We start from the raw sequence: 22,561 nt of genomic DNA, 5'->3' as shown, positions 1-22,561 counted from the left end.
TTTATTAGTATTGAATTAACTAAATAATGTTAATTGTTGCCAAGTCCGATGGTTAAATTTAAAGTTTTGTTTGCCTATTCTTTGACATATCCATTTTACACAATCTGGCACAACTGAATTACCATATAAAGCATATTGGTGATAAATTTTAGCAACCCGACACCAATTATCAGGAAATCCCATTAAGCGAGCATATTCTACATTAGTTAAGCGACGAAATTTATCACCAACTTGATATCTTTCATAATGTCTAGAAGTAGAGGCCGTTAATGTGGAAGTAACTCCATTAATACCAAATATAGTGTAGCCAAGACGCGCTCCTCCACCCTGGTTATATAATATTTCAACACCGTTGCAATATCTATTAACAATTTTGCTCTGTTTGATTCTTTCAAGAGTTTCAGAAGTAAAATCAAATTGTGTATTTATGTCTGACTCAAGTTGCAGAATATCTTTGAGTTTTTTTTGGGGTTTGATGTCAGACATTAAAGGTAAAGATTGACTATAAAATTTATTTTTATACGCAATACCCCAGTGATTATTTTTCCTATTACCATGAAGAATAGGCTGCATAGATGTTTCTATTTCGCTATTTTTATGCCAGGGTAAGCTGTCAATGTCGTTCTCTGTTAAAAATACAGAAAATTTTTCTAGATCGAGTATTTTTTGTGTTGATTTTACTCTTGTGCCAAAAATAAAAATTCTGTCTCTATTTTGGGGGATACCAAAATTTCTTGGGTTAATGATTCGCCATTCAATAAAATAATCTAATGCAGCTAGAGCATTTAAAATTATTCGGAAATGAGACCCCTTTTCCATTGTTAATATTCTTTTGACATTTTCTAATAAAAAATATTGTGGTTGTTTGGCTTGAATAATTTCAATAATCCGCTCAAAAAGTGTTCCTCTAACTTTATCTCTAATTCCCATTTTTTTGCCAGCTTGACTAAATGGTTGACAGGGAAAACCAGCAGTTAAAATATCATGTTCGGGAATGTTTGATATCTGAATTTTATTAATATCACCTAATACTATTGAGTCACTACCAAAATTACTTTGATAAACCTGACAGCAAAGTTCGTTAATATCATTAGCCCAAATAGTTTCAATATTTGCAGCTTTCATTCCTAAACAAAATCCACCAATTCCAGAAAATAATTCTATGGCTTTGAGTGTGTTAATATTATTCAATTTATTATCTCCTTTTGTAAGCATTCAGCCGTCAGCTATTAGCTATCAGCTATTAATTTTGAGGAAGATAAAAGCAACCTTTAAAATTGAGAAAGAATAAAAGTTACTGGCAAATTCCCCTTCCTAAACCTTAGAAGTAATTACTCATTACTAATTGCTGACTGCTTAGTGCTAATAGCTGAATGCTTACCTCCTTTTAACTAGCTATCAGCATTTTCCGTACCGGAATGCTCTGCAAACAGCACTCAGCTTTTAGCGTGCTGAAAACTTGGGTTTAAACCCCCAACTTCTAGGTTGTCGTTTAATTTTAGGAGGGGTTGAAATCCCCTTTTTAATGAAATAACGATCGCTATCTCAAACTTTCAACCTAACTAACTATCAAAACGGACATAATATAATTTGTGTTTAAACTATTTCCTACGTTCTAAATTTTCAAGTATGACGGCTTGTCTTTTGACATTTTAACTACCCTTACCCATTATAAAAAAATTAAAAATTATAAAATAAAGGAAAAACAAGGATGAAACAATTATTAAAACTCACATCAATCATACTAATTGTAACTGCGGGATTAGGAATTGCTAAAACAGTTCATTCTTCTGGTAACAATCTAATTGCTGATGAGTCTCATGGGGGTATGGGTCATAGTCATAAAAAAATAGAAATTCCAGCAGATAAACCAGTTCCTGAAGTTGATTTAGTTGCTTATAAGGATACTATGAAAGGATGGAATTTAGAGTTGAAGCTAACTAACTTTAAGTTTGCCCCGGAAACAGTAAATCAAAGTAGTAATCCTAATGAAGGTCATGCTCATTTATATATCAATGACAAAAAAATTACTAGAATTTATAGCAATTGGTATTATCTGGGAAATTTAGACCCAGGCAGCAATAAAATAACTGTTACCCTAAATACGAATAAACACGAAGATTTAGTCAGTAACAGTAAGATGATTATGGATACAGAAATTATTGAAGTGACAGCCCAAAAATAGGGTGAATCTCAATTTTGAATAAAGCCAAAAATTTATCGCTTTTAGGGAACAGGGAACAGGAAACAGGGAATAGGGAATATATAGGAAAAAAGTATTTTTGCAAATATTGAGGTTCACCCCAAAAATAGGATTAATTACAGTAGTTATCGAGTTGATGAATTACAAGGTTTTATTGCTTTAGGGAACAGGGAAAAGGGATAAATTTATCAGAGAAAAGATTTTTATTATTGCTAATTAATGAGACTTGATATAACTTATAAATAATCATCCCTTCCTTCTTCCTTCTTCCTTCTTCAACTATTTATCTTTTTTAAATATCAGAATATATAATCCTCGCCCACTAGAAGGATTAAAAACCACATCAGTTTGACTTAATTCCCATCCATCTTTACCCGCATCGTTTAAAGCTTCTATATAGCGGTCTCTTTCTTCATTACTTTGAGGAAAACCAAATTGATATTCAACCTTATATTCATATTTTCTACCTCTACCTTGACTTAACTTTTCTGAATCGATCGCCTCAATTTTTTGTTCTATTTTAGGTGTAGTTTTAGCAATGGAAGTTGCCAAAGTTTTATTAGGTGAAAAAATTAACGCCACCGCTAGACAAATAATCGCAATATTCAAAACAATTAAGTTAATAACTATAAGTTTATTTAGATTCCAGTCTCTCATATCATGTCTGCTTGAATATTTACACTTTAGTGGAAGGAAGGCAGAAAGCAGAAGGGTTTCTTACAATTATGATTTAATTCTATATTCACTTTTGTAGGTTGGGTTGAGGAACAAAATTCAACACATAGGACATTAGCATAACTTACATTATTTCTGCTTAAACAAAGAAATATAATCAACTATGCTCCGGTCATAATATTTCGCATTTTTAACTTCTAAGAGCTATCCATAACCATAAATTTAAGAGTGAAAAATAACTGTTAATGTAGGTTTGGTTTAGGTATTTGTTGGGTTGCGCTTACGCTTAACCCAACCTACTGTATCTTTCTCCTTTTCCTCCTCTTACTTCTTTCTTTCCTCCTGACTTCTGACTCCTGACTCCTGACTCCTCTCTTATCCCATAATATTACCAAAAAACTCTATTGTTTCTTTCAAAGCAACAATAAAAGCATCAATATCATCACGAGTATTATAAAAAGATAAACTTGCTCTAGCTGTGGATGAAATATTCAAATATTTATGTAAAGGTTGGGCGCAATGATGACCGGAACGAATTGCTACACCTGCTTCATCTAACATTGTTGATAGATCGTTGGGATGAAGACTTTCTACGGTAAAAGATACTAATGCTGCCCTACTTTCACCTTTCTCATTTGGTTGAGGCCCATAAATAGTAACTTCCGGAATTTGATTCAATCTTTCAAATAAATAAGTAGTTAATTCTGCTTCATAATTATGGATTTTTTCCATACCTATATTTGTCAGATAATCTACTGCTGCACCAAGGGCGATCGCTTCTCCAATAGCTGGCGTTCCTGCTTCAAATTTATGGGGTAATTCTGCATAGGTGGAATGGTCAAAAAATACCTCGGAAATCATTTCGCCTCCTCCTAAGAATGGAGGCATTTTATCTAATAATTCTAATTTTCCATAGAGAAAACCAATACCAGTAGGGGCGCACATTTTATGGCCGGAAGCTACTAACCAATCACAATCTATTTCCCGTACATCTACTGCGATATGAGGTACACTTTGACAAGCATCTATTAATACTTTGGCTCCATGTTGATGAGCGATAGTGCAGATTTCTTGCACTGGGTTTTGACAGCCTAAAACATTAGAAATATGTGCAACTGCTACTAATTTTGTTTTGTCTGAAACTAGAGTTTTATATTGTTCAAAATTAAATTCTCCAGTATTGGTTAGTTCTACGAATTTTAAAACTGCTCCAGTTTTTTGAGCAATCATTTGCCAGGGAACAAAATTACTATGATGTTCCATAACTGAGAGGATAATTTCATCTCCTGGTTTGAGATTATTTAAACCCCAAGAATAGGCGACTAAATTAATTGCTTCACTAGCATTTCGAGTATAAACAATTTCATTCCGAGATGCTGCATTGACAAAGGCAGCTACTTTATCTCTTGCTCCTTCATAAGCATCTGTTGCTTTTGAGCTTAAGGTATGAATACCACGATGCACATTAGAATTATATTTCAGGTAATATTCTTGCCAAGCATTAATAACTGCTAGAGGTTTTTGTGAAGTAGCAGCATTATCTAAATAAACCAGTGGTTTACCATTTATTTCCTGATTTAAAATCGGAAATTCTTCCCGTACTTTTTCACCTAGTGTTTTTTCTTGAATAATAGTCATTTTTTCAGCTATCAGTTATTAGTAAGCATTTAGCTATCAGCTATCAGCTATCAGCTATGAGTTATTAACTCATTATTACACCGAAGGAGGAATTAGTCCCCAAGGAGTAATACCATTTCTCAACAACTTTTCTACATTTTGTTGAGCAGGGGAGTCGGGGAGTCGGGGAGTTAGGGAGAAGTAAAAAGTAAGAATAATTAACATTAACTGGGCTATTTTTAGCAAAAAGGTGATTCGGTCTGTTTTAATTAGTTAATAACTGAAATTTTACCCAAGTATAGCGTTACTTTTAGGAATTGGTATAATAAGTCTCAATCAACTTTTTAGCTCACTTGCTTAGTTCCTTCTTTTTACTTTTTCCTTATTACTCTCTTTGAAACTTTATTACACCGAAGGAGGAATTAATCTCCAAGGAGTAATAAGTCTCAATCAATTTTTTAACTCACCTTCCTCCTTCCTCCTTCTTCCTTCTTCCTTCTTTTACACTTTACAAGCAACACATTGTTTTAAAATATTTTGCAAAGAAGGTAAGGGCAACTTGTTAATAATTTCTGCCGCAAAAGCATCAATTAATAAATTACGACTTACTTCTTCATTCAAACCTCGACTTTGTAAATAAAACACTTCATCATCATCCAACTGACTAACAGTTGCACCATGGGAACATTGAACATTATCAGCAATAATTTCTAATTGCGGTTTTGTATCAACCCTCCCACCAGAAGAAAGTAACAAATTACGATTTAACTGAGCTGCATTAGTCAACTGTGCAGTTTGAGAAACATAGACTTTGCCATTAAATATAGAATGTGCTTTGTCATCAACAATACACTTATAAAGTTGCTCAGTTACACCATTGGGATGATTCAAAATAATGGCACTGTGAGTATCTGCTTCTTGCTCATTCCCAATAAATGCCAAACCATAAAGATTAGTTTCCGTTCCCTCGCCCATTTGAGAAACTTCTAAATTATGACGAGATAATTTTGCCCCTAAATGGATAGCATTGCAAGTATAACGACTATTCTTCGCTTGAGCGATCGCTGTTTTGCCGATATGAAATGCTGTTCCTGCATCTCGCTGCACCCTGCTATGATTAATTTCCGCATTTTCCTCTACCCATATTTCTGTAACTGTATTTGTCAGATAGGGGCGAGAACTGGGTGCTTCTGGACAAATAACTTCTGCTGTAACACAATGCTCAATTATTGTCGCACTACTGTTACGCTCCGCTACTACTAAACAACGACGCTGAGTCAAAATCGGAATTTCAGTCTGAGTCGCAATAAATAATAGATGTATTGGTTTTTCTACAACTTGATTTTTTGGCAACCATACCACTGCTGCATCAGTTAAACCAGCAGTATTTAGGGATGTAAATACTTCTTTACTTCCCTGTTGTTGCCCCAAATAATCTCCGATGCGGTCTTGATATTCGGGAGGTAACTGCCCTAGGTTTCCGACAAACACTCGATCTGTCAAACCTTCGACTAATGATAACTTTGGTGCAAATACCCCATTCACAAATACCAACCGACTGTCTGTTGCTTCCGGCAAAATAAAAGGAGTAATATTCAAAGTATCCAAATTTACTGGTGCAGGTGCTTGAAAATCTAACTTCATCATTGCAGACAAGTCAGAAAACCGCCATTCTTCATCTCGCTTTGTGGGAAAGGCCAACTCACGCACCCAGGTTCCTGCGCGATCACGTACTTGCTGTAACCAACTTGCCATATTTCCATCTAGAGGAAATTCTGGCGGTACAGTTGGAGATACTCCTTTACAACACTCTTTCAGTAACTTGTCTAAATAAGATATCTCTGGTTTTACAGAAACTTGCATACTTTTCACACTCCCACTTTTGCCTCTTCAATCAAATCATCGTAACCTTTTTCTTCTAATTCTAATGCTAATTCTTTTGTACCAGTTTTAATAATTCTACCGCCTTCTGTTACATGAACAAAATCTGGCACAATATAGTTTAATAAACGTTGATAGTGAGTAATTACTAACAGAGAATTTGATTCATTTGCTAATTCATTTACTCCATTTGCTACTATTCTCAAAGCATCAATATCTAACCCTGAGTCAGTCTCATCTAAAATTGCTAATTTTGGCTCTAACAATGCCATTTGTAAGATTTCATTTCGCTTTTTTTCTCCACCAGAAAAACCTTCATTTACACTCCGGTCTAAAAACTCTGGTTTCATCTTGACGATATCTAATTTATCCTGCACTAGATCGTCAAAATCAAAAGCGTCTAATTCTTCTAATCCCTGATGTTTACGTTTAGTATTATAAGCAACTCGCAAAAAGTCTAAATTACTAACTCCAGGAATTTCTAGGGGATATTGAAATGCCAAAAAAATGCCATTTAATGAACGTTCTTCAGGTTCCATTTCTAATAAATTTTTGCCTAAAAATGTAATTTCTCCCCCTGTAACTTCGTAGGCAGGATGACCTGCTAATACTTTAGAAAAAGTACTTTTACCGGAACCATTTGGCCCCATGATGGCATGAATTTCTCCAGCTTTTATTTCTAAATTTAAGCCTTTAAGAATCTCTTTTCCTTCTACATTAGCAGTTAAATTTTTAACAGATAAAATAACTTCGCTATTTTCTTTAATCATATATACCTCTTTTGTAATTGATAATGAATAATTGATAACTTTTTATTGGTTTTTTGATTTTGCCGATTTAACAATAGCCGTCATCCGTAAATAATGAATAATTAATAATGAATAATTAATAATTATTTGATTTGGTCGATTTAACAATAGCCGTCATCCGTAAATAATGAATAATTAATAATGAATAATTAATAATTATTTGATTTGGTCGATTTGACAATAGCTGTCAGAAGTTTTAAGAGTTCTATGCAGTCTTGATTAATTGAGTCAAACCCTTTGACATCAATGTAATTTGCTTGATGTAATAGCTCTAACCAATACAGAGTTTCATTGACCTCTTTCAGAGCAACAGCATTTTTATGTACAAAGTCGGCACTACTTTCAGCATATTCAGCTTCACGCACCAAAGCACCAATTGCTGTACCACTACGAAGTAATTGCTTTGATAAAACATACTCCTGTTTCTCTTGATTCAGGTGTTTTGACAATTTAACAATTCGTAGTGCAAATGCAAATGATTTTTCTTTAACTACATTATTTTTCATAATTACCAATTACCAATTATTAGAGCTGATTTACAAAGTAAATATTAAGAGGATAAATGCTTTACAGTGTAAGAGTTCGACACTATCCCCCCCAGGAAATAGTTTTCCGCAAACCTATAGTATAAATAAGTTTCAACCCAGTTTACAAATCAGCTCTTAATTATTAATTATTAATTATTAATTATTAATTATCCAACTGTTCCTTCCAACTTTAAACTCAATAATTTGTCAGCTTCAACAGCAAATTCCATAGGCAACTCATTAAAAACATCCTTACAAAAACCACTAATAATCATAGACACCGCATCTTCAGCAGAAATACCCCGTTGAGTAAAATAGAAAAGTTGGTCTTCACCAATTTTAGAAGTAGAAGCTTCATGCTCAACCTTAGCAGTATTATTATCTACTTGAATATAGGGAAAAGTATTTGCTTGAGCGCGATCGCCAATTAACATTGAGTCACATTGAGAATAATTCCGCGACCCCTTAGCACCAGACCCAATTTTCACCAAACCACGGTAACTATTAGCAGAGTTTCCAGCAGAAATACCCTTAGAAATAATTGTACTGCGAGTATTTTTGCCAATATGCACCATTTTCGTACCTGTATCTGCTTGCTGCTTATTATTAGTCAGAGCAACAGAATAAAATTCTCCCACGGAGTTGTCCCCCACCAAAACACAACTAGGATATTTCCAGGTAATAGCAGAACCAGTTTCTACCTGCGTCCAAGAAATTTTAGAATTTACTCCCTTGCACAAACCGCGCTTAGTCACAAAATTATAAATACCACCCTTACCATTTTCATCACCAGCAAACCAGTTTTGCACCGTCGAATAATTAATCTCAGCATTATCGAGAGTAACAAGTTCAACTACAGCAGCGTGAAGTTGGTTAGTATCAAACATTGGAGCAGTACAACCTTCCAAATATGTTACTGAACTACCTTCCTCAGCAACAATTAAAGTCCGCTCAAACTGACCAGCATCTCCGTTATTAATTCTGAAGTAAGTAGAAAGATCCATCGGACATTTTACACCTTTAGGAATAAAGACAAAAGACCCATCACTAAATACAGCAGAATTAAGAGCAGTAAAAAAATTATCCCCTACAGGTACAACACTACCAAGATATTTTTCCACCAACTCTGGATATTCCTGCACTGCTTCAGAAATAGAACAAAAAATAACACCATCTTCAGCGAGTTTCTCCTTAAAAGTAGTCGCAACAGAAACACTATCAAATACAGCATCAACCGCAACATTACTCAGACGCTTCTGCTCCGAAAGGGGAATGCCAAGTTTCTCAAAAGTATCTAACAAAGTAGGATCTACTTCATCCAGACTTTTCTTCTTATCTTGAACTTTTGGTGCAGAATAGTAAATAATATTTTGATAATCTATTTGTGGATAGTCAACCTGTGCCCAGACTGGTTCCTTCATTTGTAGCCACTTTCGATATGCTTTCAGACGAAAGTTGAGCATGAACTCTGGCTCATTTTTTTTAGCAGATATCAGACGAATTACATCTTCGCTCAGTCCACGAGGAATAGTTTCTGATTCGATATCGGTAACGAAACCATACTTATAAGGTTGATTAACTAAGGTTGTTACTTTAGCAGTCATTGTATTTATTTCCTAGTTATATTTACTTCTTTAGTAATTTAGATGGCCTTTAGCAGCCAGTTAAACAACTTATTTGTTGCTTAAGTCTATTTTAGGTTACATTAACAACAATGATATTGTCAAAGTCCAATTTAAATATTTTTTTTTGACAAAATGGAAATTACCCAACAAAATTCGACCAAACAAGAAATCCTACAACATTTAATGAAGCGAACTCAAGCCACCGCCTTAGAGTTAGCAGAATCTTTAGAAATTAGTCCCCAAGCTATACGTCGCCATTTAAAAGACTTAGAAGCAGAAGGACTGATTATATATAAGTCAGTACAAACCGGGATGGGAAGGCCACAACATATTTATCAATTAACAACTCAAGGACGCGATCGCTTTCCCCATAATTATGATGAATTTGCCGTTTCCTTCCTTGACACCTTAGCCGAAACTATTGGCCAGGACCAACTCAGTCAAGTATTCCACAAACAATGGCAGCGTAAAGCAATGCACTATCGCCAACTATTAGGGACAGGAAAAGTGCAGGAACGCGTAGCCCATTTAGTAGAACTCCGCAAAGCAGAGGGTTTCATGGCAGAGTGGTCTCCTGTAGAATCTCAGGAAGTGGACGAGCGATCGCTCAAAATTCAGAATTCAAAAGTCAAAAGTGATTCAGCTTCCTCAGCAGAAATAGGAGAACCACAGTTGCCCGTTGAACGCTACATATTTATGGAGCACAACTGTGCTATCTCCAGTGTGGCCGAATCTTTCCCCAGTGTTTGTGGCCATGAATTAGAGATGTTTGGTGCTGTACTGCCTGATTGTACTGTGGAGAGAACTCATTGGATTGTTAATGGAGAACATCGTTGTGGTTATTTAATAACTAAGAGAGGGAACACCGGATCTGGGAACAGGGAATAGGGAATAGGGGGGAAACATTTCCTTTATCATCAGTCTCTGTCCTAAACAACTTGTTCTTGTTCCTTGCTATAAAAATGAGTGTCTAATTCTGATATAGAATCCGGTTATTCAACGAACTCAGAACTCAGAACTCAGAACTCAGAACTCAGAAGTTATTTTTGTAATGAGGATTTGAGCAAGGTTCCAAAAATATTTCGCCAGTCAAGGCGGGGTTTTAGACCGATATTATTTTGATAAATATCATATGTGTTTACCATTCTATAATTACTTCAATCTCCCCTACTCCCCCACTCCCCTACTCCCCTTTTCTCCTGAATCAAAAATATAAAATCAAAAATTAATATGCAACAATCCATGGAATTTTTAACAGCGGAGGAATCTGCTCAAGTTGATGGGGCGCTCCTAACTTCCAAAGACAAGTTTTCAACGCGGCTGGCCATTTATTCATTGAGGTGTCTGAGGCAAATAGCAGAGGAAACGGGTTTAGCTCCAGAAGAAATACCTTCAGAGCAAATAACTACTTGGATTCAAAAGGACGAGAATATTAAGGAACATTTAGATGTAGATGCTAACTTTGAGAGCTTTTTTACTAGGTTAGTCATCTCCTCGTTACGTCCTTTAAAAGAGGTTTCTCAAGAATTTGGCGTACCACTTCAAGATTTGACAGTCCAACAGGTGGTTAAATGGTATGAAAAAGAGGGTATTCATTAATGGATAATGGATAATGGATAATGGATAATTACCTCGATTTATCTGAATTTCTCCCCTACTCCCCTGCTCCTCCACTCCCCTACTCCCCTACTCCCCTACTCCCCCACTCCCCCACTCCCCTACTCCCATTGGCCTAAAATTCAGAGATTAAAAAAAATTTGCTTAGGGGGTTGACATTTTTGAAAAAGATATTTATAGTAGTAAACGTAAGGAAAAGAAAGCGCCCAACAACTTAAATAGTTTAAGGCAAAAATAATTAATTTATATGATGATCAGCTTTTCCTGGTGTCTATGACGTAGTGGACCCACTCCGATCCATCCCGAACTCGGAAGTTAAACGCTACGGTGGCGAAGATACTCGGTGGGTAGCCGCCCGGTAAAATAGCGCGATGCCAGGTTAAATATGAACAAAGGTTCTCTCAACGATACGAGAGAGCCTTTGTTTTTTGGTGAATTTAATTTAATTTATAGCGGTTTTCAGCTAGATGAAGCACAGGGTAGATTCAACAATTAATAATTAATAATTAACAAATACATCTCCTTGAAAAAAAGAGGATTGACGCGGAGCGTGAAAATTTTTTCTTTTTTAAAGGAGGCTTTAAACCTTTATTATTCGGTAAGGAGATTCCATAAAACGTTTGTACTTTCATTAAACTGTCATCAAAATGTTGAAATAATGATAAACACAAATGAGATTGATTATAGTTATGATACTATCCTGAAGACTAATCTTATTCCTCATTACTAATAACTATGAGCGATTTATCTGGAAAAAAAGTAGAATTTCCTGAATTTTATCAACAGACATATGGTTGATCCTATGCAGATGAAATAGCTACTCTTAAATATGGGTATGGGATGTTGACTATTGCTGGAGCAGATGGAGAAGTTAGCGAAGCAGAAATGAATTGGTTAATAAATCATCAACCTTCTATAAATAAATGTGCCAGAAGAAATTATTGAGGCATACAAAGTATTTGACTATAAAAATGCTAACTTGGAAGAGCTAGTTCCTGATATTAATAAATGTGATGTGCCTTTTAGTGTTCCTAGGACATTAATTTTTGATGCCATTCAAATGTGTAGAGCAGATTCGGAATTCGCCACTCAAGAACAAATGGCAGTCAAAAAAGCAGCTAAACTTTTAGGAGTTCCTGATGATATTGTATTAGCTCTAAACCGTCTGGTGGATCAAGAAGAAAGCCTAAATGCTATGCGGAGGGCATTGCTGGAGACAGAGAGGTTATAATTATAGTCGGAATTCACACTAATTATATTCTACTGAGAGCTTGGATTTACATAAAATTATTGATATTTCAGGTAAACCAACTCTCTTTAGACAAAACGATTAAACTTATTATATCACCAAAAGTAATATTAGACAATTTATTAAAAAATGGGTTCCTAAGAAGATATTGACAGGGGCGATCGCACAACTTCTGGCCTATTTGTAGGAGATGAAATAATTCTAGAAATAGGCCATTGGTTAGTAAAGGAAATAGTAGTCATCGCAGGTTTAGCCATCGCAGCTAGGGTATTTTAACTTCTGGTGCTAGAGGTATTGGGGAAGCGATCGCCAAAGTAAAAGAAACAATCCCTTATCCTTTTACTATTGAAATAGAAACAGAAACATTAGTAGAGGTAAAGACTAATTTAGAGCATCAGGCAGATATTATTATGTTCAACAATATGTCTGTTGAAGTTATGGAGCAAGCAGTTAAAATGATTTGGCAAAATAATAGTCAGATTAAAATAGAAGCTTCGGGAAATATTACCCTGGAAACTATTAGGAATTTTGCCGAAATAGGAGTAGATTATATTTCTACAAGCGCTCCTATTACTCGTTACTCGGTCAACTTGGTTAGATTTAAGTATGAAAATAGAAAAGGTTTTAGATGGTAGGTTTTAGGTTTTATACCAGTTTGAAAAAAAATACTACAAATAATCTCGAAGTATAGATGCTAGATGCTTCAAAATATCCATGCCAATAATTAGAAAACTATCTCTATAATTTCCCTATTTTTTTTCAAAATTTATATCATTATCTATTGATATTGTTCATGTAAATCAAAGGGTGAATATCTAAGGAAAATATAGGTCTTTTCGTGCTTTTAAGCCTTCTTTCCTAGATAACTAAAACCTTTTTGCTTCTTCCCTCCTGACTCTTGAGGACTGTCTCCTGTCTCCTAAGTAATTAAGATTAATATCATACACGCGCTTCAGCAACACCCCTTCTTCCTTCTTCTACTTTGAAATAAAATGTACCCAGAAACTCCCATCTGGCATACAAACATTCCGAATGAATCGATAAGAATAATGTAAATAAGCACCACTTAGGTCAGTACGATATCCAGTAGAAAACCATTCCCCATAGGGGTCATGGATAAATAATCCTTCATTATCAAAACCAACACCGACAATCAGATGACCAAAAGAAGTAAAATAACTATGTATAGCCACAGGATTTCCTGCTATTAGGTAGTCTTGAACTTCTTCAATAGTGGCATTAGTTTTAAAAGTATCTTGACATCCATAATCTCTAACAATTTTAACTAAATGATGTGGATTATGACGACTGTAACCTTGACTTAAAGCATATTCATAAAGTTCATCTTCAAATTGACCATAATTAGACCTACGATTAGCCTGCAAAAATTCTAAACAGGAAGCGATTGAAGTAATATTACATAAACCTGTAGGATTATACCAATTGTCTAGTTTTGGTTTGTAGGGAACTTTAATTCTGATAGTATTTGGTTTGTGCTTAGGATGCACAATTTGATGATTTTCATAAATTTCGATGTGTTTTTCATGGATATACCAAATTCCTGAACTGTTGTGTTTATGGTTACGAAAGGCAATCCGGAAGTGGTTTCTCACTGTAGCGTAAGCTAAAAGTTCAAACTCTTGATTAGCAGGAATATGATGTTTTTCTGACTCAGTTAATTGAGAAGATTGAAGGGGTCTTGATTTCAGGATAGTGTCTTTTTTCGTTTTTAATATGATTAGAGATGCAGGAATATTTACTTCTTTTGCATCGAACAATTTTTTGATAGTTTTCTCCCCTAAATATCCAGCTTCACCACTTTTTTGATCTACTTGAAATCGATGAAGTGCTGCTGTGGTTAATGGGCCAAATATGCCATCTATTGGAGGGTTAAGCATATTTAGGTCAATAAGTATGGCCTGAATCTCGCGGGTGAGGTGTTCATCATCGGCGAGAGTTTTTACGTCGTATTTAAGGTCTGTCCCCAGAAAGTCTTTGAGTTCCATATTAGGTTTATATAATAGGAAATAGTAATCAGGAGCTATAATATCCTATTCTCTGGACTAGACCAAATTATGGGACATTTATGACAAGTTAGCTTGAATTTTAGTTTGTTTTAAGTTTTGGGGAATAGTTATTGTTATTTGTTTAATTTTCTATATCTGCAAGCATCCAGATATCTATACCTGGACTGGGATGGCGTAAAGCAGTATCGTTGGTCAGAAAAACCGTGCATCCTGCTTCTATGGCGGTTGCCAGATGTAAGGCATCTACTAAACCTAAATTACTGCTTCCTCTTAAGTTTGCTGCTCTAATTACTGTTGCTCTAGTAATACTACAGAATGTGAGATTGGGGAATTTTGGTAGCTCCGTTGCATACTCTTGGGCAATTTCAATTTGCCCCTCACGCAAAGGTTTGACCATGAGTTCTGCCAAAACCAAATCGCAAGCAAAAGCTTGACACTTTCCTTGTTCGATGGCCTCAAAAATTTTGAGGACGCGATCGCCAAATTCTGCATTACCTTCTAAGGCGTAAATAAAAATCACGCTGTCTAGAGCTATTTTTGCTCCTTCTAGTTCTTCTAATCTCGCCATCACTCCCTTTGAGAGCGAATGTAGTTGATGGCATCTTCGTCTTGCCATAGTTGACGATGTTTGCCGAAGAGGCGCGATGTATAGCTCATTTCTGGGACTATAACTATAGTGTCATCAACGATTTTTAGTTCTAGGCGATCGCCAGGTTGCCATTTTAGGGTATCGCGTACTTCTGGAGGAATGACTATTTGATATTCTTCCCCTAGTTTGGTTGTTGTCATTAGGTTGGTTTGGGTATGTGTTAGCGATAGTTATATTTTATCATATCTGGGGGTTTGTGTCAAATAGAGGCTGTTTTCGGCAGTCGCCGATATTTGTGCAGCATTCCGTAGGAAAGCGTTGCGGATGCAACATCGCCCCTTAAACGCTATTGTTTTTGGAAGGTCGTTTTGTCTCTTAAGTTTATGCTACTATTCTATTAGTTGTCTAGTTGTCGTTGAAAATATGGTAGGGGTTCAAAAATGAATAACTGGCAAGACCAGATTGACATCAATCCTAAAGTTTGTCACGGGAAATCTTGTATTAAAGGAACCCGAATTATGGTTTCGGTCATCTTGGATAATTTGGCAGAGGGGTTGACACTAGAAGAGATCGTCGAGGAATATCCACCTTTGACTTGAGAAAATGTGCGGGCAGCGATCGCTTATGCTGCTGCACTGACCAGGGGAGAAGAGCTATTACCATTACGATCAGGGTTGTGTTGATAAAATTAGATAAAAATCTCAGTATCGCCCACCCTACTTTTCTTAGAGAAGAGGGTTCTGATTGCGATCTAGTTACTGATGAAGGATTATCCAGTCAAGATGATGAGGTTGTATGGCAGCAAGTTTGTGCAGAGGGACGCTTTTTTATTACTCTCGACCTTGATTTTTCTGATGTCCGCCGTTTTCCGCCGGGAAGTCATATCATGTCCGGTAGCATCGGTCTTGTATAGCAAAGGTAAGGAAGAAGGAAGAAGAAAGAGGGAAGAGGGAAGAGGGAAGAAGGCTACCCTCGCAAGAAAAAACCATCATTTCCTGTAGATATTCACCCTTGGGTTTACACAAACGATATAAACGGACATGATATCACCCTGGTATTTTATTGTTGCGTTCCCGCAATGGAAGTCGTCAAGCAGTGCTTGATGTTTTGGTTAGAGTTGTGCGGGAATATCCACTGGCAACTTTGCGGGGTTGCTTGGTGGTTGCAGATGAAACCAAAACCAGAATTCGCCGTCCCTAGTTGGGGGTAAATTGGGCGATCGCGCAACGTTAAGGATGCAATATCGCCTTCAAGTTAGTCCTATAGATGTAGTGGCGACTTCCAAAAGTTATGTTAGTAACGGATGGGTTATTGGTGGAGCGATCGCCTTCTGGGAAGAAGAAAGCGATCGCTTTAAAGCATTGGTAATATTTTTAGCCTACATAAGGTAAAGAAAGAAAGTAAAGAGATGCCCCATAATCTTTTTTTTAGGTGCATCTGTTGACAATCAAATATTTGTAGGTATAATCAAGTTAGGTTTTTTTAAGTGACGTAGGTTTACCGGAAATTAGACCTGTGAACTTACATTTCTTCTTCTTGTTTGCGCTTGAGGGAAGTTGCGCCTAAAGTACCCAGAGCTAGTAAACCTAAGATAGAAGCAGGTTCAGGAACTCCTTGAGTATCAGGAGTTCCTTGAGTAAGCTGAACATTATCAAGTTGGAAAAAAGCGGGACCAGTAAAGTCTTCTGGTATAAACCAATCAAAATTGATGCGCACAGAACTATTAGCAAAAGCAGATAAATCCAATGATCCAGTTAAGTTTCCTGTATCACTAACGAATTCTCCTGGGTTAGCCATTAGGAAATTGGTGCTTAGAAGAGTCGATCCTCCTCCAACTTCTTCAATATTTACATCAAATACACGAGCAGATGTTGGAACAAAATTTACTAGGTCCCAAGCACCTCGAAAGTCAAAGGAAAGTTCTGTATTGCTTGAGCTAATGAAAACATCTTGAGCAATACTTATTATACCTGGGCCGTTGCCATCAAAACCATGCAAAGCAGCAAGAGATCCATCTGTTGGATCGCTTGTAAAGAAACCAAAACCTGGTGTTTCACCAGCACCATCAACAATCAAAGGAAAGAATGGTGTGGTTAGATCTTCGGTTATCCATCCAGTGAAACCGTTTTCAAAACTACCATTGACAATTGCACTAGCACCAGAAACAGCAGATAAAGTAGAGATTGTAGCGCCAGCAGCAGCGACGAAAAGCTTTTTCAACATGATTAAATCTCCTTGGTAAAATTTATTTTTTTTGCCTACAACTCTAATCTACCCCCCCCCCCCGAAAAATCTGCAACCCCCTTATGCTCTACTTTACCGAATCTTTAAAAATGTCTACAGTGTTTTTCGTAGTCAAAATCACCCAAATATATTAGGAGTCGAGATTCTAATGTATTGCTATGGAATAGGTAATTATTAAGTTTTTATGAAGCGACATAACTCTTTCCGGATATTAAAGTGTGATCGTTGTATTATTACGTCTTCAAGTTAGTCCTATAGAAGCCCTGAGCGTATCTTTGCAAAGTGGCATAGGAGGACCGAGTCAGGAGATCGAGAATATAGAATAGGGGAAAAAGGTAGAATCTAGGTCCCCTACTCTCCACCCTCTCCCCCCTCTTCCCCCTCTCCACCCTCTCCCCCCTCTTCCCAACTACCTAACTTTTTACACTTACTTAAGACACGAAGTACATATATTGATGAAAATAGGTAGTAGGGTCTCGAACAAGCAAAAAATATTTACCCCGTCGGTTGTACCACATTCATCCCGAATCTGCTACATACTCTTGAGATGACTAAGAATGAGCATGAATTAAAGCTCCTTCTGTAGGAGTAGAAAGTTGTAATTTAGGTTTTTTCTTGTCTATTTTTGCTCTTACCCACCCTTCAGAAACCATTACTTCTAAACATTGTAAGGCATGATTAAAAGCAACTTGAGTGTGTTGGGGTGAATACTGAGAAGTTAAGGATTTTTTTAATAAGGCTGATATTTGTTGAATATCGGAAGTACGTTCTAATATTTTGACTAATGCTGCATAAAAACCTGTTAAAGGTAGTCTTTGTTCATCTTTAACATAAGATTTTATCTTCTCAATACGACCATTGTTGTATACAGGTAAATCTTCTTGTTTTGCACCTTCAAGATTTAGTTTAAAGATGTTGTAACCACTAATTTCCCAAGATGAATCTTTTTGGGCAAATCTTTGCATTACTTGTTTCATAGAAGTAGGATCAAAACCTCCAATAACTGCTTGACCTAAAATATCATTGGTAAAACCCCCTTGAGATAACCAGCGAAAAGCTTCTTCAGGAGTTAATTTTAATCCTGCATCTTTAGCAATATCTCGACAATGTTTTTGTAAGTCGCTAAACTGACCATTAGCAGCATACCAATAATCTGCAAAACGAATATGTTGTTTAATACGTCGCTTTTGGTTATCTTCGTAATGTTGCTTTAACCAAGTAGGGTCGTGTTTTTGTTGTTCTAGTTCTAAAATAGTATAAGCTGCTTCTTTAGCACTCACATGAGTTAAAGTCATACCCGCAGCTAAAATCGGATCGGCAAAACCTGCCGACTCTCCTACTAAAAACCAATTTTCTCCTACTAACTTTTCTGAGAGAAAAGACCAATCTTTTGTTGTTTCAATCTTACCTCTGCTAGTAGCATTAGCAATTAATTCACTAATACGAGGTTCACTTTTGAGAGCTTCTTGATAAATATCTTCTGGTCTTTTTTTGAGTTTTTTGTAATGTTCTGCCGGACAAATAAAACCAATACTTGTACGAGTCGGACCTAGAGGAATAAACCAAATCCAACCATGAGCTAAACTCATTACCTGAACTCTTGTACCACCTACACCAATTTCATCCGCCCATTCTGCATTTGTCCAGTAATCCCAAATAGCTATATTTTGTAATCTTGTGGGAATTGTTGTTTCTACTCCTAAAACTCTTCTCAATACGCCGATATGTCCTGAAGCATCAATATAATAACGGGCGTTAATTTGTTCTCCACTGTTTAAATGTAAACTCTTAACTTGGTCTGTTTCTAAATCTACATCTACTTTAGTAACTGCTGTTTCTTGTCTAACTTCGCAACCATTATCTTGAGCATGGTTTAAGAGAATAGTGTCATATACTGAGCGATCGACTTGAAAAGCTGTTTGTTGGCGTTGTCCTTTGTATTTAGCAGGGCGGGGTTCATCTTTAAACTCTTCTAGTGGTAGAAAATTAAAATCCCACAATTTAGGGCTTTTTCCCCAACGATAGGTGACACCAACTTTAATGGGAAAATTAGCTGCCTCTACTTTATCCCAACATCCCATTTCTTCTAGAATAGCACTAATTTGAGGTAGTTGACTTTCTCCTACATGATCGCGGGGAAATTTGGTTTTTTCTAAAATTAATACTTCTAAATTAGGGTTATATTTTTTGAGTAAAGTTCCGGTGGTACTACCTGCTGGTCCGCCACCGATAATTGCCACATCATAATTTTTATTGGACATAATTGTTATAGTTATAATTAATAATATACCTATGGGGAAAAGAGATAGTAGGGAGTAGAGGAGCAACCCCTAATATAAAATCCGGTTATACAGTAATTGCAAAACTACTTCTTCATTAAGACAAGTTTTCTATTGAATAGGAATTATATAATTTAATAGTTCAAATCCAATATTTCTCCTAACTCCTAACTCCTAACTCCTAACTCCTAACTCCTAACTCCTGACTCCTGACTCCTGACTCCTCCGCAATACGATAACTGATTACCCGGATTCTATATAACCCCTCCCAAGAGAGAAATAATTGATGATTTATACACGATAATTGATTTGATTTTCGATTATCAGAGATATCTAATATAATGTATGGGCATAAATGAATGATACCCATACATATTTCGCGTACAAATGCTTTGTAGATTTCAGCGTGACAAACAAATGTTTGATGATATAATGTAGCTAGGTTTTATTTGATGAGGTAGGTTCGCAAAAAATTAGACCTGTGAACCTACTTTTCTTCTTTTTGTTTACGTTTGAGAGAAGTAACACCTAAAGCACCTATTCCGAATAAGGCAAACAAGGAAACAGGTTCAGGAGTTGAGACTGGATCGACCGTAGCTGCTTCTATATTCAAATCCCAACTACCTAGAGAACCACTATCGCCACCAAATTGATCAAAAATACTTAAAGTCCAAGTACCTGCTACATTAATACCAGCAAAAGCATCTAAGAAACTTTCATTAGGTGAATAAATCCCACCAGGAATAGGATTTCCTGCTCCTGGAAATACAGCGCCACCATCCTCAAAAGTATAGTCTCCATCAAAATCAGTAGGACCACCAACACTATCAAATACACCTGCTGTAATAACAGTACCTGCGCCATCATCGTAGGTTAAATCTACAACTAAATCGCCAGACCATGTGTGAGTAAGGTCATTAAAATCAAGAGAAATATCATCAATGATGATATCGTCTGTGACAGTAATAGAACTTTCAAATAAACCAGAAGTACCAGTAGTAGGAACTAAACCCCCAGCACCAGAGAAACTAACAGCACTCGCACCAGAAACAGCAGCTAAAGTAGCGATTGCAGAGCCAGCAGCAGCGACGGAAAGCTTTTTCAACATAATTAAATCTCCTTAGTAAAGTTTATTTTTATTGCCTACAAATCTAATCTACCCCCCCCCGAAATTTCTGCAACCCCCTTATGCTCTACTTTACCGAATCTTTAAAAATGTCTACAGTGTTTTTCGTAGTGAAAATCAACCAAATATATTAGGAGTAGAGATTCTAATGTATTGCTATGGAATAGGTAATTATTAAGTTTTTATGAAGCGACATAACTCTTTCCGGATATTAAGGTGTGATCTTTGTATGATTACGTCTTCAAGTTAGTCCTATAGAAGCCCTGAGCGTATCTTTGCAAAGTGGCATAGGAGGACCTCCTCAGGAGTCAGGAGGACCTCCTCAGGAGATCGAGAATATAGAATAGGTAGAATCTAGGTCCCCAAGCTTCACAATTTCCCCTACTCTCCACCCTCTTCCCCCTCTCCACCCTCTCCACCCTCTCCACCCTCTCCCCCCTCTTCCCACACACCCGTTTATAGATCCATGTAGGGGTTCTATAGATGTAGTTGCGACTTCCAAAAGTTAGGTTAGTAACGGATGGGTTATATCATGTCCGGTAGCATCGGTCTTGTATAGCAAAGGTAAGGAAGAAGGAAGAAGGAAGAAGGAAGAAGAAAGAGGGAAGAGGGAAGAAGGCTACCCTCGCAAGAAAAAACCATCATTTCCTGTAGATATTCACCCTTGGGTTTACACAAACGATATAAACGGACATGATATTATTGGTGGAGCGATCGCCTTCTGGGAAGAAGAAAGCGATCGCTTTAAAGCATTGGTAATATTTTTAGCCTACATAAGGTAAAGAAAGAAAGTAAAAAGATGCCCCATAATCTTTTTTTTAGGTGCATCTGTTGACAATCAAATATTTGTAGGTATAATCAAGTTAGGTTTTAAAATTGACGTAGGTTTGCAAGAAATTAGACCTGTGAACCTACACTTCTTCTTTACGCTTACGCTTGAGAGAAGTTGCGCCTAAAGCACTTATTGCTAACAAACCTAAGATAGAAGCAGGTTCAGGAGTTGAAACTTGATCTGAAAATTCAACTTCTCCATCCCGTACTGAGAAGACATAGCGCCCTAACACATCACTATTAAGGCTATTGCTGACTAATGCCTGACTTCCTCCGTCAAGAAAAGCTCCGTTAACTGCGGAACCATCTAACTCAAAAAATGTTCCTTCGTTGCCAGTACCATTTGAGAAACCTGCACGAGCAGAGTTACCACCTAAACCTTGTGAATTACCACCACTAAATGTACCAGCTTCCCAGAGAATTTCATCGTAGTTGAACTCAAAGTCAAAGTTGCCAGCGCCAGTTTCAGAGCGGTCTATCAATACCAACTGAAAGCTATTTAGTGGCTCATTTTGTGAGAAAAAGCCAACATCAACCCAGTTGACACCAAAGGCAGCACGACCATCTACAGTACCACTACCGTAAGTTACAGCTTCGCCTGGACCACGAGTATCTACATCTCCAAAAAATGGCGCAATGATTTGTTGACCTGTGCTAGTCAGATCAAATGGTGTGAAACTACTCAAAGCTGAGTCAAATGTAATGTTTCCGTTGTTGTTGACGAACAACTGGTCGAACATGATACCGTAGAAATCAACATCAAAACCTATTGAAACTTGGCCTGTTGAACCGTCATCATTTCGTTGCAGTGTATTTGAGTCAAATCCAGACCGGATTGCAGCAGCATTAGCACTAGAAACAGCAGTTAAAGTAGCGAGAGTAGCACCAGCAGCAGCGATTGAAAGCTTTTTCAACATGATTAAATCTCCTTGGAAAGTTTATTTTGATTGCGTACAACTCTAATCTACCTCCCCCTGCGAAAAATCTGCAACCCCTTTGTGCTCTACTTTACCGAATCTTTAAACATGTCTACAGTGTTTTTCGTAGTGAAAATCAGCCAAATATATTAGGAGTGGAGATTCTAATGTATTGCTATGGAATGGGTAATTATTAAGTTTTTATGAAGCGACATAACTCTTTCCGGATATTAAGGTGTGATCTTTGTATGATTACGTCTTCAAGTTAGTCCTATAGATGTAGTGGCGACTTCCAAAAGTCATGTTAGTAACGGATGTAACTGATGGCTTAATTGCCGGGAATTT

24 protein-coding genes, 1 rRNA gene and 1 pseudogene are annotated in these 22,561 nt (G+C 36.7%); 11 read left to right on the top strand and 15 right to left on the bottom strand.

Going from position 1 to position 22,561, the window contains the following annotated elements; translation table 11 throughout:
- Nucleotides 1–15: 15 nt before the first annotated feature.
- Entirely contained in the window at nucleotides 16–1,191 is a 1,176-nt protein-coding gene (locus F6K27_RS18195) for a DNA cytosine methyltransferase (protein ID WP_287277746.1), read from the bottom strand.
- Nucleotides 1,192–1,711: 520 nt separating this feature from the next.
- Between F6K27_RS18195 and F6K27_RS18190 the strand changes: the two genes are divergently transcribed.
- On the top strand, nucleotides 1,712–2,185 hold the full coding sequence (locus F6K27_RS18190) for a hypothetical protein (protein ID WP_124147747.1): 474 nt from the start codon (nucleotides 1,712–1,714) through the stop codon (nucleotides 2,183–2,185).
- A 297-nt stretch (nucleotides 2,186–2,482) separates the two neighbouring features.
- On the opposite strand, the gene F6K27_RS18185 is transcribed toward F6K27_RS18190, so the two are convergent.
- The 7 genes from F6K27_RS18185 to sufB form a co-directional block, all read right to left on the bottom strand.
- Nucleotides 2,483–2,860 carry a DUF4177 domain-containing protein gene (locus tag F6K27_RS18185; RefSeq protein ID WP_124147748.1) on the bottom strand — a complete coding sequence of 126 codons (378 nt, stop codon included), beginning with the start codon at nucleotides 2,858–2,860 and terminating at the stop codon, nucleotides 2,483–2,485.
- Nucleotides 2,861–3,253: 393 nt separating this feature from the next.
- On the bottom strand, nucleotides 3,254–4,516 hold the full coding sequence (locus F6K27_RS18180; protein WP_287277744.1) for a SufS family cysteine desulfurase: 1,263 nt from the start codon (nucleotides 4,514–4,516) through the stop codon (nucleotides 3,254–3,256).
- 75 nt (nucleotides 4,517–4,591) lie between these two features.
- Nucleotides 4,592–4,720: a hypothetical protein gene (locus tag F6K27_RS18175; protein ID WP_287277742.1), complete on the bottom strand. Its 129-nt coding sequence runs from the start codon at nucleotides 4,718–4,720 to the stop codon at nucleotides 4,592–4,594.
- 276 nt (nucleotides 4,721–4,996) lie between these two features.
- Nucleotides 4,997–6,358, bottom strand: coding sequence for a Fe-S cluster assembly protein SufD (sufD, locus tag F6K27_RS18170; RefSeq protein WP_287277740.1), 1,362 nt, complete (start codon nucleotides 6,356–6,358; stop codon nucleotides 4,997–4,999).
- Between the two features lie 5 nt (nucleotides 6,359–6,363).
- The gene (gene sufC / locus F6K27_RS18165; protein WP_287277738.1) at nucleotides 6,364–7,146 is read right to left on the bottom strand and encodes a Fe-S cluster assembly ATPase SufC; all 783 of its coding nucleotides are present in this window, start codon (nucleotides 7,144–7,146) and stop codon (nucleotides 6,364–6,366) included.
- A gap of 188 nt (nucleotides 7,147–7,334) precedes the next feature.
- On the bottom strand, nucleotides 7,335–7,691 hold the full coding sequence (locus F6K27_RS18160; protein ID WP_287277735.1) for a four helix bundle protein: 357 nt from the start codon (nucleotides 7,689–7,691) through the stop codon (nucleotides 7,335–7,337).
- A 188-nt stretch (nucleotides 7,692–7,879) separates the two neighbouring features.
- The gene (sufB, locus tag F6K27_RS18155) at nucleotides 7,880–9,316 is read right to left on the bottom strand and encodes a Fe-S cluster assembly protein SufB (RefSeq protein ID WP_287277734.1); all 1,437 of its coding nucleotides are present in this window, start codon (nucleotides 9,314–9,316) and stop codon (nucleotides 7,880–7,882) included.
- Between the two features lie 153 nt (nucleotides 9,317–9,469).
- On the opposite strand from sufB, the gene sufR reads away from it, so the two are divergent.
- The 5 genes and pseudogenes from sufR to F6K27_RS18130 form a co-directional block, all read left to right on the top strand.
- A complete protein-coding gene (gene sufR / locus F6K27_RS18150) occupies nucleotides 9,470–10,225 on the top strand; it encodes an iron-sulfur cluster biosynthesis transcriptional regulator SufR (protein WP_287277732.1) in 756 nt (251 codons plus the stop codon).
- 342 nt (nucleotides 10,226–10,567) lie between these two features.
- Entirely contained in the window at nucleotides 10,568–10,936 is a 369-nt protein-coding gene (locus F6K27_RS18145; protein ID WP_287277730.1) for a hypothetical protein, read from the top strand.
- Between the two features lie 281 nt (nucleotides 10,937–11,217).
- Nucleotides 11,218–11,334: ribosomal RNA gene (gene rrf / locus F6K27_RS18140) — 5S ribosomal RNA — on the top strand.
- Between the two features lie 545 nt (nucleotides 11,335–11,879).
- Complete coding sequence (locus F6K27_RS18135; protein ID WP_287277728.1) at nucleotides 11,880–12,185, top strand: hypothetical protein; 306 nt, start codon at nucleotides 11,880–11,882, stop codon at nucleotides 12,183–12,185.
- Nucleotides 12,186–12,487: 302 nt separating this feature from the next.
- A pseudogene (locus F6K27_RS18130) lies at nucleotides 12,488–12,845 on the top strand (nicotinate-nucleotide diphosphorylase); the annotation flags it as partial.
- Nucleotides 12,846–13,180: 335 nt separating this feature from the next.
- Here F6K27_RS18130 and F6K27_RS18125 read toward each other — a convergent pair.
- From F6K27_RS18125 to F6K27_RS18115, 3 genes are all read right to left on the bottom strand, one after another.
- Complete coding sequence (locus F6K27_RS18125) at nucleotides 13,181–14,209, bottom strand: C39 family peptidase (protein ID WP_287277726.1); 1,029 nt, start codon at nucleotides 14,207–14,209, stop codon at nucleotides 13,181–13,183.
- 142 nt (nucleotides 14,210–14,351) lie between these two features.
- The gene (locus F6K27_RS18120) at nucleotides 14,352–14,798 is read right to left on the bottom strand and encodes a type II toxin-antitoxin system VapC family toxin (protein WP_287277725.1); all 447 of its coding nucleotides are present in this window, start codon (nucleotides 14,796–14,798) and stop codon (nucleotides 14,352–14,354) included.
- Nucleotides 14,798–15,019, bottom strand: a complete 222-nt coding sequence (locus F6K27_RS18115) for an AbrB/MazE/SpoVT family DNA-binding domain-containing protein (RefSeq protein WP_287277724.1) — start codon at nucleotides 15,017–15,019, stop codon at nucleotides 14,798–14,800. Before F6K27_RS18115 ends, F6K27_RS18120 begins: the two co-directional genes overlap by 1 nt.
- A 240-nt stretch (nucleotides 15,020–15,259) precedes the next feature.
- Here F6K27_RS18115 and F6K27_RS18110 point away from each other — a divergent pair, with 240 nt between their 5' ends.
- From F6K27_RS18110 to F6K27_RS18095, 4 genes are all read left to right on the top strand, one after another.
- Entirely contained in the window at nucleotides 15,260–15,418 is a 159-nt protein-coding gene (locus tag F6K27_RS18110; protein WP_287277723.1) for a DUF433 domain-containing protein, read from the top strand.
- 77 nt (nucleotides 15,419–15,495) lie between these two features.
- The gene (locus tag F6K27_RS18105; protein ID WP_287277722.1) at nucleotides 15,496–15,732 is read left to right on the top strand and encodes a DUF5615 family PIN-like protein; all 237 of its coding nucleotides are present in this window, start codon (nucleotides 15,496–15,498) and stop codon (nucleotides 15,730–15,732) included.
- A 152-nt stretch (nucleotides 15,733–15,884) separates the two neighbouring features.
- Complete coding sequence (locus F6K27_RS18100) at nucleotides 15,885–16,019, top strand: hypothetical protein (protein WP_287277720.1); 135 nt, start codon at nucleotides 15,885–15,887, stop codon at nucleotides 16,017–16,019.
- Nucleotides 16,020–16,054: 35 nt separating this feature from the next.
- Entirely contained in the window at nucleotides 16,055–16,210 is a 156-nt protein-coding gene (locus F6K27_RS18095; protein ID WP_287300901.1) for a hypothetical protein, read from the top strand.
- A gap of 130 nt (nucleotides 16,211–16,340) precedes the next feature.
- On the opposite strand, the gene F6K27_RS18090 is transcribed toward F6K27_RS18095, so the two are convergent.
- The 3 genes from F6K27_RS18090 to F6K27_RS18080 all read right to left on the bottom strand — a co-directional run bounded on the left by F6K27_RS18090 (nucleotide 16,341) and on the right by F6K27_RS18080 (nucleotide 20,450).
- Entirely contained in the window at nucleotides 16,341–17,042 is a 702-nt protein-coding gene (locus F6K27_RS18090) for a PEP-CTERM sorting domain-containing protein (RefSeq protein ID WP_287277716.1), read from the bottom strand.
- A gap of 572 nt (nucleotides 17,043–17,614) precedes the next feature.
- Nucleotides 17,615–19,324, bottom strand: a complete 1,710-nt coding sequence (locus F6K27_RS18085) for an NAD(P)/FAD-dependent oxidoreductase (RefSeq protein ID WP_287277714.1) — start codon at nucleotides 19,322–19,324, stop codon at nucleotides 17,615–17,617.
- A 505-nt stretch (nucleotides 19,325–19,829) separates the two neighbouring features.
- A complete protein-coding gene (locus F6K27_RS18080) occupies nucleotides 19,830–20,450 on the bottom strand; it encodes a proprotein convertase P-domain-containing protein (protein WP_287277713.1) in 621 nt (206 codons plus the stop codon).
- Nucleotides 20,451–21,019: 569 nt separating this feature from the next.
- Between F6K27_RS18080 and F6K27_RS18075 the strand changes: the two genes are divergently transcribed.
- Complete coding sequence (locus F6K27_RS18075) at nucleotides 21,020–21,250, top strand: hypothetical protein (RefSeq protein ID WP_287277712.1); 231 nt, start codon at nucleotides 21,020–21,022, stop codon at nucleotides 21,248–21,250.
- Nucleotides 21,251–21,379: 129 nt separating this feature from the next.
- On the opposite strand, the gene F6K27_RS18070 is transcribed toward F6K27_RS18075, so the two are convergent.
- On the bottom strand, nucleotides 21,380–22,216 hold the full coding sequence (locus F6K27_RS18070) for a nidogen-like domain-containing protein (RefSeq protein WP_287277711.1): 837 nt from the start codon (nucleotides 22,214–22,216) through the stop codon (nucleotides 21,380–21,382).
- Between the last annotated feature and the right edge of the window lie 345 nt (nucleotides 22,217–22,561).

Source organism: Okeania sp. SIO2F5 (assembly GCF_010692685.1).
GTDB classification, from domain to species: Bacteria; Cyanobacteriota; Cyanobacteriia; order Cyanobacteriales; family Microcoleaceae; genus Okeania; species Okeania hirsuta.
Note: the sequence above shows the minus strand (reverse complement) of the source record. Positions and strands in the feature narration are given on the sequence as shown.